The sequence below is a fragment of the Psychrobacter raelei genome (assembly GCF_022631235.3).
Taxonomy (GTDB): Bacteria; Pseudomonadota; Gammaproteobacteria; order Pseudomonadales; family Moraxellaceae; genus Psychrobacter; species Psychrobacter raelei.
In genome coordinates this window covers 442,392-455,910 of the sequence record NZ_CP093310.2, presented here as the reverse complement: position 1 = coordinate 455,910, position 13,519 = coordinate 442,392, and the positions used below count along the sequence as shown (strand labels likewise).

Below are 13,519 nucleotides of genomic sequence, written 5' to 3'. Positions count from 1 at the left end.
ATCTATTCAGCGACGCCCAAGTCGTTATTGTGTTATGAAAGGCGCCTTATGGCGTCTTTTTTTGTCTTCGCTTTGCCTCATTTAAGCATAAACTGCTATTATTGGCCTCTTTTTAAAAGCTTGTTCGTCTCTTATTGCTCCCTTGTTTATTTAAGGGGGCTATTTCAGGACTTTTTGTGGCCACACATGCCCTGTCAGGCGAACAAAACCGTAAGGATGCAATTATGGCAAAGCTATGGCTTGACTTGGGAAACACCCGATTAAAATACTGGCTCACGGATGATGTGGGACAAATCATCACCTCAGATGCCAAGCAACATTTGCAGGCGCCCGCTGAGCTGTTAATCGGTCTAACTGACCGCTTTGCCAATTTGGCACCTGAGTTTATTGGTGTGTCCTCGGTACTTGGTAACGAGGTGAACGCGCAAGTGGCTCAGTCGCTGTCTACGCTCGATATTGCTTTTGAATTTGTGCATGTGGATGCCTGCCACCCACTGCTCAGTAGTGATTATGATGCCAGTCAATTGGGGGTGGACCGCTGGTTGCAGATTTTGGGCGCGGTAGACAATAAAAAACGCCAATGTATCGTAGGCTGCGGTACGGCTTTGACCATAGATTTGACCGATCATGCCCATCATTTGGGCGGCTATATTTTCCCCAGTATTTATCTGCAACGTGAAGCTTTATTCTCTGGCACCAAGCAAATTAGCATTGTTGAGGGCACTTTTAATAGCATCAGTGAGGGCACCACGACCTCAGATGCTGTGCACCGCGGGATTTTGTTGTCCATTGTTGGTGCCATTAATGAGATTGCACGCCGCAGCCCCAACTATGAGTTTATCTTGACAGGAGGAGATGCGCCTATTTTAGCTCAGCACCTCACCGTCCCCATTCATATCCGTGAAAGCCTATTGCTAAACGGGTTAATGCGTTATTTTGATGAGCCAAGCCGCCAAAACTAATCGTCAAAAATCAAATACTTAGCCAAAAAAATCCCCAGCCTATAAGCCTAGACTGGGGATTTTTTATGTGCGCTGCTATTTAATATAGACCGCTATTAAGAGCGCGTCTATGACACGCTTATTGGCTCATAAATGGATAGTCAATATAGCCTTGTAGACCACCACCATAGAAGGTTTGAGGATGCTGCTCGTTTAACGCGGCATCTTTTTGGAGACGCTCTGCTAAATCTGGGTTGGCAATATAATCACGACCAAAGGCCACCGCATCAATATAGCCCGCTTCAATTAAATCCTGCGCTTTTTGGGCGCTATAGCCACCAGCGGCCACGATAGGGTTGTTAAAAGCCGCCCGTAGTTTTTGTCTAAACGCTTCTGAGTAAGGCGTGCCACCGGCCCAGTCTGGCTCAGACATATGCAGATACATAAGGTTACGGCTGTTGATTTGCTCAACCAACCAAATCGCCTCATCTTCGTTATAACCCACATCAACGTTGTTAAAGCTGCCCAGTGGCGAGATGCGAATGCCCACATGATCTTGGTCCCAAGCAGCCACACAAGCATCGATAACCTCAAGCATTAAGCGGGCGCGGTTTTCACGGCTACCACCATAGTTGTCTGTACGCTTGTTGGTATGCTCCGCCCAGAATTGATGTAATAAATAACCGTGGGCACCGTGGATCTCTATACCATCAAAGCCGGCTTGCTTGGCATATTGGGTCGCTTGAGCGAAATCTGCGACGACTTGTTTAATCTCCTCTAAGCTTGCCATACGAGGCGTTGTGGCCTCAACACGGATAGGAGCACCTTGGTCATCACGTAAGGTAGTACGGACACCAACATCAACATCAGAGGCTGAAATAGGCGCCTTATTATCAGGCTGTACGCTGTTGTGTGATACCAGGCCGGTGTGCCACAGCTGCACCACAATTTTGCCGCCTTTGGCATGTACAGCATCGGTAATGACTTTCCATGCTGCTACCTGCTCCTCGTTATGCAGACCTGGTGCACCTGCGTAGCCTTTGGCCTGCAACGACACTTGAGTGGCCTCTGTAATAATCAGACCTGAGCCTGCACGCTGTGAGTAGTATTCAGCGGCTAATATGGTGGGCATATCACTGGGCTCAATAGAGCGCAGACGGGTCAAAGGCGCCATAAATACACGGTTTTTAAAGGTTTGGTTGCCCATCTTAATGGGGTTAAATAACGGGGCGTATGCCATGCGACTTCCTTTTTAGTTATTCATAAAGTTTCACTGTCTTACTGCACTAAACCTATCGGTTTATGAATTGGATAATTTAGCGCCATAATGGCTCATAGTTAACACAAAAGCCATCACTATTAAGGCTTAATAGCTAATGGCAACCGTATAAGGGCAGAAAGATGAGCGGGAGTGGCTGCTATTATGGCGGTTATCTTTTTAAATTTAAAGCAGATTAGACCGGTCGTTACAATTTATTTGTATACTGACCATAAAAAACCCACTAAAAAGTGGGTTTTTGAACTTGCTTTGGGCACACAAGCTTAATCATTGGCATGGATTTTTTCAAATTCATCATGCTCTACTTGATACAATGCCCCCAGACGCTGCTGCAAGTCGCTATCCAAGATTTTGCGGGCTTGTTTAAAGAATTTTTGTTCTTCTTCAGTTAGGTGATGGCGTACTTTTTCAATTAAGTCAGCACAGGTGGTGTCCCAAGTCTCTTGACTGATACGACCATCGTCTAGCGTTTCCATCATCTCGTCCATCTCATGATGCTCGGTGATGGCATGACGTGATAAATCTAGGCCTTCATCGTGCTGCATTACCGGAATATACAGATGGCGCTCTTCAGCCGCCGCATGCGCTTGCAGCTCAAGTTTCAGCTCTTGATAGAGTGCTTTGCGCTTATCGTTATCGCTTTGTTTTTCTAATTGATCACACAGATCGCGCTGAATGTCATGCTTAGCAATTAACGCAGCAAAAATATCTTGATCAAAGTCCACACCACTACTGTTACTCATCGCTCTCTCCAAAATTTATCCATAAATGCTTCAAATTAGCCCAGCTGGCTATAACCTAAAAACCTATATTATAACCAGCGGCTTATCAAATTATTATAGACATAACAGGTGCCAATTGCTGTCTTAGTTAGACTAAGTTTTGTGTGGGCGTGTGACTAATGAAAGCCATTCTTATTTATGCCGTATTCACCACCCAAAACCTGGCGTGATTTTGGCCAAAACAGGATAAACAAAAGGCTATTTTTTCTTTCTAAGCGATTTAAATAAGCCCTCGTGATGGATTTTAGGCATTTTTAGGGTCACAGTACCAGAGAGCATGTCATGTACCGCCAACCCACCTCGATTAAACAGGCAAAACAAGTAATTAAACATCAGACCAAAAAAGGCACTAAACAGCATCGCTGAACGTGAATTATGAAAAGCATAGCCAATCATGCCGCATATCACAGGTACTACGCAGGCTGCTAAAATACGCTTCACCGTTTTAGACCAAGTCAGCAGTTGGCCTTGGCTATCGACCGTCTTTAAGCGCCACGTCTGCATGCCTAGCGTCTGCCCTGCTCTACGCCAAAATAGCCCATAAAAGCCAATTAAGGTCACAATAAAGGCTGGCGTTAGCACCAGATTGCGATACCACGCAGGCAAAGTCTGCGCCTGATCTGAGGTCACCCCCGTCTCCATCGTCATCATAGTGCCAAGCACCGTCAATACCGTCCCCACCAAAAACAACAAGGCCAAGATCAACATGCCATCATAGACAATGGCAATAACACGAATGGCTGCTTTGGCGATTTCAGGCTCACCTGAGACGCTAACTCCCTCAATGCCTGTAGGACGTAACCCCTTTTCAGAGGATGCTGTGGGAGGTTTAGACAGGTTAGAACGACGTTGTTTTGACATGGTTGTACAGACCACCCGATATTTATAAGTGACAAAAGAAGCAAAGCCGCTATTGTAGCGTATTTTACACAAACTGGTAGTGGCGATACACCCAGCTGTTTTTTCAATAAGGAGACGGTTAGGTAGACAAAGAAAAGAGAGAGGAGAGAAAAGAGAAAGACTGCGCTGCTGAAAAACCAACAGGCATAAAAAAATCGCCAAACAAGGGCGATTGATTTAAGGTAATGTTAGATGGTGCGCCTGGAGAGATTCGAACTCCCGACCCCTTAGTTCGTAGCCAAGTGCTCTATCCAACTGAGCTACAGGCGCATATTTATCTAACTTACTGTGCTAGCAACTGTTGGTGTGTTACCACTCGTTGTTAACAGGATGGCTATTATAGCCAGTTTTTTTTAGTAGTCAACCTTTTTTTGAATTTTTTTTAAAAATTTAAATCTTTCAAAAAAAATGGCGGTGAAGGAGGGATTCGAACCCTCGATACGCGTTAACGTATACACCCTTAGCAGGGGTGCGGTTTCAGCCACTCACCCACTTCACCGAAACTGCTAAAACGACAACATTTGATCATTGGCTAACTTAACCAGTTACCTCATGTTGTGGGCGAGTATTATAACAAACTAAATCGACTTTGCAAGCCAGATTTCAAAGTTTCTGCAAACTTTATGCAAATAAAGCCCATATCGTCTCATTTATTGCCCTACTCGCCCTATTTTATTGCCTTTTCATTTCTTCCCCATCACAAATAGCATTTAGGGAAGAGAGGTGTGTTGGCAATTAGCCAATCATCGGCAACAAGTTGTTGGCAATGATCTGAACGAAAATCTCAATCAACAGTAAACCAAAAATAGCTATCATAGGCGATAGATCTAACATACCTAAGCTTGGTGTGATGCGGCGAAAAGGCGCTAAGATGGGCTCAGCCATTTGCATAATCAGCTCAAAGATAGGGTGCATCTTTTGGGTAAATACCACTATCCAGCTAATAATAATTGAGCCAATAATCAAATAACGTGCCACACTCAAGAAGCTTAGAATTAACTGCAGTGTGCCCTCAAAGAACAAACGAATGGGCGTGTAACTGTGACCCACAATCGCTGCATTGCCTGAGATGTCAATGAGCTTTAATAAAAATAGCAGCATCACCGCCGCTAAGTTCACCCGTCCTGCACCAACGGTAGGGAAGATACGACCAAACAGATCCACAATTTGAGTGGCTTTATACGCAGGCTCAACATAAGGATGATTGCGCTCAAGACCTGCAAATTGCAGCATAAAGCGGATAAAAACCAGTAGCATGGCAAAGTTTACAACCATGTTAAATAGGGCATACGAAAGACTCATTCAGCGTACTCTTACTCATTCGTTATATAAAGGGGCGACGACCAGGTTTATTTAGTTGCTTAAACAATAACTGTGCGCTTAAAGCAAAGCGGTAAAAAATTAGCGCTATATCATTAGTCGGCCAGCTCTTGGCTAATCTGTTCACTACGCGTGTAACAAGCCTGCATCGCTTTTTTAATGATACCGGCAAAATCATCTTGCTGTAGTGACTCAATAGCCGCTTGCGTAGTGCCGTTTGGAGAGGTCACTTTACGGCGCAGTTCAGCGGGTGCTTCGCCGCTGGTGATGGCCATTTGAGCGGCACCCAAAGCAGTTTGCATCGCCAAAGCAGCCGCCTGCTTTCTATCTAGTCCCTGCTCCACACCTGCTTCAATCATCGACTCAATCATATAAAAGAAATAAGCCGGCGCTGAGCCAGATACGGCCGTTACGGCATGCAGCTGCTCTTCTTGTTCTACCCAGCTGACCAAGCCTGAAGCGGCCATAAGTGTCGCGGCAAGCTGCTTGTCGGTCTCACTAATGCTGTCATTGGCATAAAGACCGGTTGCGCCTTTTTGAATCATAGCTGGGGTATTGGGCATAGCGCGGACAATGTTCTGATAGCCACCAAGCATTTTACTTAAACTGTCGGTAGACAAACCTGCCGCCACAGAAATAACCAATTGTCTGTCCAAGACGTCAGCAAAATCAGCCACCACTTTATCCATAACTTGAGGCTTAACTGCCAGCACAATCACATCCGCTGTTTTTGCAGCAATTTGGGGATTGTTGGTATCGGTCGTGCCTGTCGGATCTACGGTGTTTATCTTTTGGCTTTTTAAGGCATCGCGAATATCTTGTGAAGGGTCGGCTACGGTAATATCGTTTGGCTTAATGCCTCTTGCTAATAAACCACTAATAAGGGCTTGGGCCATATTGCCGCCACCGATGAAGCTGATTTTTTTACCTTTAAGCTCTGACATGATTGCTCCTGTTGGTTTCACGCACCCTAATTTTTTGGGCAAAATTAGACTTCCGGTCTAACACTACGCGTCACATCTGTGTGTTTATTTTGGCGCACAAAATTTGTACTGATATGGCTGCTAGTGTATCACATCACTTTACAGATTATAGTATTGACGCAGCAGGCAAATGCTCGCGGCGCTTTTCTTAAGATTTTAATGAATAGATATGGTTATGATTTCGCACTTAAGTTAGGCGGATATGATTTTATTTAAGCACTTAAAACTTTGACGTTTAGACATCAGCTATTTAGACATTAACACTCTAAAATCTGAGTGCTTAGAACCTCAGTGGCCAAAAGCTGATTAATTAAAGCGGTAAACTGACTTTGCAGCACCCAAATTCTATCGATACAGATAATAAATAAGGGGACAGCAGTGGATGAGTCCTGCAAAATACCATCAGAGCCCATCATATCTAAGCGGCACAGCACCACAGAGCCACGCATAAAGCTTGGCTGATCTAAAGCTTGTAGCAGCTTTTTGCCCGACTTACGCCCACTACGCCCCGCCAGAGCCAGTTTAATTGTCCGAGGCAAGGGCTCAAAGATAAGCTCAGAGGGAGTTACTTTAGCATCCGCGCTATTTAACAAACGGGCTAAATGTGCCATCAACCCCCTCACCCCAGTTAATTGCCAATCAAACTCTAGCCCCGACTGCTTTAAAGATAAAACATCGGTATCTGCTAGGTTTAAAGATAGCTCCTCAGCATTGTGCGCCAGCGGTAAGTGTATTTGATGCGGCATCATCTGTAGCCACTGGGCATAGGCGTGCTGTAAGCGATACAGTTTATTTTGATAACGGCGTACTTGATACTGCTCACTGCCAACATCGAAATAAAGACAAGTTTGGTGGTTGCTGTCTTGGCGAAAGCTAAGTGCAAGCACCTCATCCACTAGGCGCTTTGAGGGCGGCAATTGATTAGGGTACGGGGCGAGCCAGTGATGAATAAGCGCCGCTTGCCGTGGTGCAGATAACCCTGCCAGCTTATCTAAGGCAATCACAGACTGCTGCTCAGTAGCGGCTAGAGCCACCTGCCCCAAATCCTGCGTCACTTGCTCATCAATACTGTCACTGGCCTGCTGCATAAGCTGCGCCGTACGCGCCATGGCCTCAGATGCTTGCGGGTAGCGCTCAGTGATATGCGGCAACAACACACTGCGTAGCCAAGCTCTATCATTTAGCGTCTGCAAAGCAAGCTTTGATGGCGACTGTGCCACATTGGTCGGGTCATCGATATACTTTAGATTGTGGCGCTGGGCATATTCAGTAATCTGAGCTCGGCTAATCTCTAGCCACGGCCGCCACAAAAATATGCGCTGACGCGGCTTATTAACATCTGATGGCAACTGCGCAGTATGAGCCTGCTTTGAGGTCCACTCACGCATGGCGCCCAAACCCGTCACCCCGGCTCCATTAAACAGCCGCATCAATAAAGTCTCGACCTGATCATCTTGATGATGGCCCAGTATTAAGACATCATCTTGATTCATCAGCTGCATCATGGCTTGATAGCGACCATCGCGCGCCGCTTGCTCACTTTTATGAGTTAAATTAAGACCAATAATTTGGCAGGCCATATCATGCTGCTGCGCCCACTGAGCCACTTGCTGCGCCCACTGATCATTGGCAGCTTGCATCCCATGATTGACATGAATGAGCTGCGGCAAAAAAGGCAGCCGGCCTTGATCGAACAAAGTACGGCACAATAGCGCCAGTCCTAAAGAGTCACGCCCCCCACTACAAGCCAGCCAAACCCGTTTACCAAGTAGCTGTGCGTGATGGGCATGAAAGCTGTCCATAAAGGCCTGTGAAATACAGACAGGGGTAGTCATAATAAATTGCGGCCTCTTAGCCAGTCTGTCAACCATTGCACTGCAAGCGCTGCTCTACAAAAAACTAATCTGCAAACAGTAACGTATTAAAATAACGGCTTAAAAAGCACGCCTACACATTATCACCATAATAAGTCACTCTATTATCTCGCAAAAAGCCGGCTAAGCCCAGCCCATAACGCTGTGCCACCCGTACCGCAGTACTGGTTGGTGCTGACATACCAACCAACCAAGGCAGACGACAACGCACTGCTTTTTGAACCAGCTCAATCGACAGTCTTGAGGTCATGACCACAAACTCTAACGCCACTTGATTGCGCAGCTGCCACCCAATAAGCTTATCCAGTGCATTGTGTCGACCGACATCTTCAAACAAGTACAGCTCTCCTTGATACCAAGTTGCTGCTGCATGTACTGCGCCCGTTAGCTGATGCGTGGCTTGGGTCGACTCAATTAGTGCTCTAATTTGTAATAACTGCTCTAGGTTTGGACGTGTCTGCTTGTCGGCACTGCTATTAGGCGAGCCATTATCAGCACGGCCATTAATAGCGTTATCACCACGACCATACGCCGCTTGCTCTACGCTGACAGGCTGTACTGGATAGTTGGGGGAGCTTGATGCTTCATCGCTTGTAGCATAACGACTATAGGCGCTTAGATCCGGCAAAGCCTGCTGCAATCCGGTCATTCCGCACATTCCGCAGCCTGTACGCCCAGTCAGTTGCCGGCGCTGCGCTAAAATACGCTGATGGCAGCGCTGATTGAGCACTAATGTGACGACGTACGCTTCATAATCACTGAGCAGATGTGCCCAGTTTACGGCAGCTTGTGACTCAATAAGACGTGACTCCTTTGCGGGTGCGAAAGCCTGTAAATCCTCAACACTATTAATGGCGGTAATCTCCCAGTCGAGCAGCTCACCACTGTGCTGTATCAAGCCTTCACTGTACAAAAACCCCAGTGCCAGATGCTCAAGCTGAGCGGGGCTAGCCATCAGCACCGCATAATGAATGCCATTGATGACCAAAGCCACTGCCGCCTCTACTGCTAACGTAGCCAGATGGGTCTCAATCTGTAATGGCTGAGCATCTTTAGTGGGGGTACGACTGCTAACACAGCTGCCACCACCTATAGACGCCTCATCACTGTGCGTAAAACGGTGCATTTGCGCACTGTGCTCTCGAGTCAAGTGGCGTTGTAACTCCGCCGGCACGCCTATCTGTGAGTCAAAATGTGCTGCTGTATTGTCCATATCGCCTTAATTAGTGTTAAATCGGTCATCATTAAGCGGTCGCTGTAGTGCTGGGCTCGGATATCGCTTGTTGTTGTTCATCTAAGTCTACCTTTTTTAAGGTAACCGTAACCGACTTGTAGGAGGGCGTTAAAGACTCCAAGGCATGACTGTCTAAGTCTATCAAGTCATTACACTCAGGATAATAAGCCGCCACCGCATTGGCCGCAATGTCCATTTGGGTCAATACCAAAGGGCCTAAGCTGCGAGCGCCGCCTTGACTGTCGACTCGTGATACCACTACTTTATCACCCGCTTGCCAACCCAGACGGCTTATCTCATCAGGGTGCATAAATAGCACATCACGATGCGTGGTCTGACGATACCTGTCCTCAAGACCAAAGATGGTGGTATTAAACTGATCATGGCTGCGTACTGTGGTCAGCTGCCAGACCATCTGCGCTCTGGCAGGATCCGCTTTGGTATCTGCTTGGCTGGCCATCTCATCTGCCACATACGTAATGTCGTATTTTGGCACCTCAAACTGCGCTTTACCCGACTCAGTCTCCCACTTATGATGACGGGCTGGGTGATACAGATGAAATCCGCGCTCCACTTCACGAATGCGCTGATTAAAGTTCTCAAAGCCTTTGATTGCCTGAGAAATATAATTGCGTGTCACATCATAGTCTTCTGCCATCATCGACCAATTAATAGAGGTGTCTTTACCAAAAAAGGCGTTCGCTATACCGGCCACAATCTGTGCCTCCGACTTTAGATGATCGCTCATTGGCTTTAGGCGGCCTTGAGTTCTGACCACTTGACACATCGAATCCTCAATAGTGGCAAACTGCTCTCCGCGGCTAGTAATATAGCGTTCAGTGCGGCTTAAGCACGGTAGAATTAAACTGTCCTCGCCTGGATACAGCATGCTTTCATTAAGCTTGGTACCCACAAAGACATTGAGCTGATTGTCAGTTAAAGCGTGCTGGATGGCATGCGTATCAGGCGCAGCCACTGAGAAGTTGCCACCCATACTCATAAATACTTTTATCTTTTTTTGTATCATGGCTTTAGCACCGGACACCACATCGTAGCCGTGCTCTTGTGGCATCGGGCGCTCAAATACCTGCTGTAATCTGTCTAACAGCGCCTGAGATGGGCGTTCATGAATACCCATAGTGCGATCGCCTTGCACATTGGAGTGGCCACGTACCGGAGAAGCGCCGGCACCCGTTATGCCTATCATACCCATCATAAGCAGCAAGTTGGTAATCATGGCCACATTGTCATCACCTTGGACGTGCTGGGTAATCCCCATACCCCAAGTGCAAATGGTCGCGGGGCTATCCGCCACCAGCTGTGCAAGACTCACAATCTTAGCTTGGTCAATGCCGCAGCCACGCTCAATATCTGCCCAGTTTTGGGTCATAACCCATGCTTTTAAGGCATCAAAGCCTGAGGTATGCTGATCAATAAATTCATGGTTTATGTTGTCATTCTCAATCAGCCATTTGGTAAGGCCCGTGAGCAGTGCCACATCACCACCAATTTGGATTTGGATGACCTCATCTACCATGGGGTCACTGCCACCACTGACCATATGGGTCACTTTTTGTGGATTTCTAAAGCGGCTAAGCCCTTGCTCGCGCATCGGATTAATCGAGATTATGCGGCAGCCTTGCTCATGAGCGTGTGCCAGCATCTCGAGCATACGGGGATGATTGGTAGCCGGGTTTTGGCCGAACATCAATATCAGTTTGGCCTGCTCGAAATCTTCTAATACTACAGTCGCTTTGCCCACGCCCAGCTGACGACTGAGCATTACTGAGGTTGGCTCATGGCACATGTTTGAGCAATCAGGTAAATTATTGGTGCCGAAGCTGCGAACAAACAGTTGAAATAAAAAGGCCGGCTCGTTGGTCACTCGTCCCGAAGTATAGAACATCGCTTGATGCGGTGACTCAAGACGGTGTAAGTATTCAGCCACACGCTCAAAAGCGGCCTCCCACGCAATGGGGACATACCTATCTTGACTGGCATCGTATTGTAAGGGCTGAGCCAAACGACCTACTTGTTCAAGCTCATGACCACTATAGCCTTGCAGCTCGCTGACGGTATGCTTGGCAAAAAAATCAGCATCGGCCTTAGCACTCATGACCTCACTGGCTAATACCTTAATGCCCGTCTCGCAGACATCTATGGTCTTATGCGATTTGTGATCAGGCCATGCACAGCCTGGGCAATCAAAACCGCCATTGGGCTGGTTGCTGCCAAACACACTTAAGCTGCCGCGCAAAAAAGCCTTATAATCCATAAGCACACGAGAAGAATCAATCAACGCCGACCAACCCGCAGCGGGGTGGTTATAAACCGGTATCTTTCGCATAACAATCCTTATTACCAAAAACAGTGTTTATTAACCCAAGTTTAGTATAACGCCTTATATTTACTGTATTGTATGAGTCGTATTCACACAAAGGCTGGCTAAAGGCCATTTGGCCAATATGCTAACTAACCAGTATACAAGGCGGTATTTATATTGGCAGGTCGATTAACAAAAATCTTCAAAACTGTCTGGCCTTGACCGAAAATTATAAATAATTAAGACGAAAAAAAACGAGCCAAAGGCTCGTTTTTTTTGATTCATCTAATTTTGATTCATCTAAAGTAATGAGTGTTTAATGATCACCACTTTAAATCATCATCGCTAATTAGATAGCTGTGATACCGTGGGCTTGTGGGCCTTTAGCACCTTGAGTTACGGTGAACTCAACTTCTTGGCCTTCAGCTAAGGTTTTGAAACCTGAGCTTGCGATTTCGCTGTAATGAGCGAAAACGTCTGGACCAGTTTCTGGAGCGATAAAGCCAAAACCTTTAGCTTCGTTAAACCACTTTACTGTACCTTTGATAGTATCTGACATATATATAATCCTAATTTTAAAACATAATGACCAATTTGGTCGGTAACGCTCTGAGCAACTACGGTAAATCTTAAAACGGAGGATTAATGCTAATACTACGAGGTAATGATTTGTTGTGGGCTTCTCTCAAGCAGGAGCCTAGTATAGGGTGACAACTCCCCTTTAGCAAGCTTTATTTTAAAATAACTTAAAATAATACCGATTAAATTTAAAAAAATTTTAAAAATATAACCTAGACCGTTGTATTTATACCAATTCTAAAAAATAACACTCAAATCGCACCACTCCCGCTGAGTGATAGACCTAATTAAGTTAGTCTCATTACACAATGCATTCCAAGCGTCACATGCCGCATCGACAATCACATCATAACTCTCAAAACAGCGATTAGATAACCAATGCTGTTTAAGGTACTGCCATACCTGTTCAGCAGGGTTAAGTTCAGGTGAGTAGGGAGGCAATTTAAGCATGGTCACATTATCTTTATCCAAGCTTGGTTGGTGCCATAGCGCCCCATCCATAACCACCACGGCATGCCGACCTTCAGGAACAGCTTTACTAATTTCCTCCATATGCAATCCCATGGCTTGCTTATTCACATAAGGTAGAACAAGTCCAACACTCTCACCTGTCGCCGGATTAAAGGCACCAAACAGATAAGTCGATTCAAACTGCTGTTGCCTGACTATTCGAGGTCTTTGTCCTTTATAGTGCCAAACCCTTGTGATAGAACCTTGTTGTCCAATACGTGTTTCATCCTGAAACCATATATCAACTTGCTTGATATCAACACCATCAGGTAGAACTTGCTTTACCTGCTCAAGGAAGTTTTTTTATATGCCTCCATAACTTTAGGATCTGCCTTAGGATGCTGACTACGCGCAGATATCCAGCTCATACCAATACGTTTCATGAGAGGGTAGATCGCTTTAGGGGTATAGTTGGCGTTAAATTGCTCCTTGGCGATTTGTGCGATGTCTTTTGCGGTGAGCCTACCACCACCTCTTTGCTGCTGAGCTTCTACTATCGCTTGTTTGAATGGTTCTATGTCTTTTTCTGCTAAAAGACTCTTTCTGCCTCTGCCAGCTGCGTCATAGACACTAGTGATACCATGCAACCAGTATTTCCTTCTTATGGTATAGACGCTTCTAGGGTTATAGCCAAAGTTCTCTGCGACGGTCGCTATAGGATGACCTTGACTCAGTTGATGCAGCATGAGTAGTCTGATTCGCGCTCTGGCCTTGCCTTCTGTTTTAGACAATTGCAGAAAATCGTGGTCTGTGAGTTTATGATTTCTAGGGGTCTTTTTCGGCATATGATTCTA

Annotated in this window: 12 protein-coding genes and 2 tRNA genes; 1 reads left to right on the top strand and 13 read right to left on the bottom strand. The window is 46.1% G+C overall.

Going from position 1 to position 13,519, the window contains the following annotated elements:
• Window positions 1-224: 224 nt before the first annotated feature.
• Window positions 225-962 carry a pantothenate kinase gene (locus MN210_RS01855; protein ID WP_011959631.1) on the top strand — a complete coding sequence of 246 codons (738 nt, stop codon included), beginning with the start codon at window positions 225-227 and terminating at the stop codon, window positions 960-962.
• A 118-nt stretch (window positions 963-1,080) separates the two neighbouring features.
• On the opposite strand, the gene MN210_RS01850 is transcribed toward MN210_RS01855, so the two are convergent.
• The 13 genes from MN210_RS01850 to MN210_RS01790 all read right to left on the bottom strand — a co-directional run bounded on the left by MN210_RS01850 (window position 1,081) and on the right by MN210_RS01790 (window position 13,510).
• Window positions 1,081-2,181, bottom strand: coding sequence for an alkene reductase (locus MN210_RS01850; RefSeq protein ID WP_011959630.1), 1,101 nt, complete (start codon window positions 2,179-2,181; stop codon window positions 1,081-1,083).
• A gap of 302 nt (window positions 2,182-2,483) precedes the next feature.
• Window positions 2,484-2,963, bottom strand: coding sequence for a hemerythrin domain-containing protein (locus tag MN210_RS01845; RefSeq protein WP_338412460.1), 480 nt, complete (start codon window positions 2,961-2,963; stop codon window positions 2,484-2,486).
• Between the two features lie 237 nt (window positions 2,964-3,200).
• Window positions 3,201-3,863: an RDD family protein gene (locus MN210_RS01840; protein WP_338412459.1), complete on the bottom strand. Its 663-nt coding sequence runs from the start codon at window positions 3,861-3,863 to the stop codon at window positions 3,201-3,203.
• Window positions 3,864-4,095: 232 nt separating this feature from the next.
• Window positions 4,096-4,172, bottom strand: a tRNA-Arg gene (locus MN210_RS01835).
• A gap of 139 nt (window positions 4,173-4,311) precedes the next feature.
• Window positions 4,312-4,401: transfer RNA gene (locus tag MN210_RS01830), tRNA-Ser, on the bottom strand.
• 236 nt (window positions 4,402-4,637) lie between these two features.
• Window positions 4,638-5,204, bottom strand: coding sequence for a YggT family protein (locus MN210_RS01825; RefSeq protein ID WP_011959627.1), 567 nt, complete (start codon window positions 5,202-5,204; stop codon window positions 4,638-4,640).
• A gap of 113 nt (window positions 5,205-5,317) precedes the next feature.
• Window positions 5,318-6,166 (bottom strand): pyrroline-5-carboxylate reductase, encoded by an 849-nt coding sequence (gene proC / locus MN210_RS01820; protein ID WP_241879035.1) that lies wholly within the window; start codon window positions 6,164-6,166, stop codon window positions 5,318-5,320.
• A gap of 296 nt (window positions 6,167-6,462) precedes the next feature.
• Entirely contained in the window at window positions 6,463-8,040 is a 1,578-nt protein-coding gene (gene tilS / locus MN210_RS01815; protein ID WP_338412458.1) for a tRNA lysidine(34) synthetase TilS, read from the bottom strand.
• A 112-nt stretch (window positions 8,041-8,152) separates the two neighbouring features.
• Window positions 8,153-9,292, bottom strand: a complete 1,140-nt coding sequence (locus tag MN210_RS01810; RefSeq protein ID WP_338412457.1) for a formate dehydrogenase accessory sulfurtransferase FdhD — start codon at window positions 9,290-9,292, stop codon at window positions 8,153-8,155.
• 31 nt (window positions 9,293-9,323) lie between these two features.
• Complete coding sequence (locus MN210_RS01805) at window positions 9,324-11,660, bottom strand: FdhF/YdeP family oxidoreductase (protein ID WP_338412456.1); 2,337 nt, start codon at window positions 11,658-11,660, stop codon at window positions 9,324-9,326.
• Between the two features lie 325 nt (window positions 11,661-11,985).
• On the bottom strand, window positions 11,986-12,195 hold the full coding sequence (locus MN210_RS01800; protein ID WP_011959622.1) for a cold-shock protein: 210 nt from the start codon (window positions 12,193-12,195) through the stop codon (window positions 11,986-11,988).
• Between the two features lie 257 nt (window positions 12,196-12,452).
• On the bottom strand, window positions 12,453-12,965 hold the full coding sequence (locus MN210_RS01795) for an IS630 family transposase (protein ID WP_303623974.1): 513 nt from the start codon (window positions 12,963-12,965) through the stop codon (window positions 12,453-12,455).
• A gap of 41 nt (window positions 12,966-13,006) precedes the next feature.
• Complete coding sequence (locus MN210_RS01790; RefSeq protein WP_241879271.1) at window positions 13,007-13,510, bottom strand: winged helix-turn-helix domain-containing protein; 504 nt, start codon at window positions 13,508-13,510, stop codon at window positions 13,007-13,009.
• Window positions 13,511-13,519: the final 9 nt, after the last annotated feature.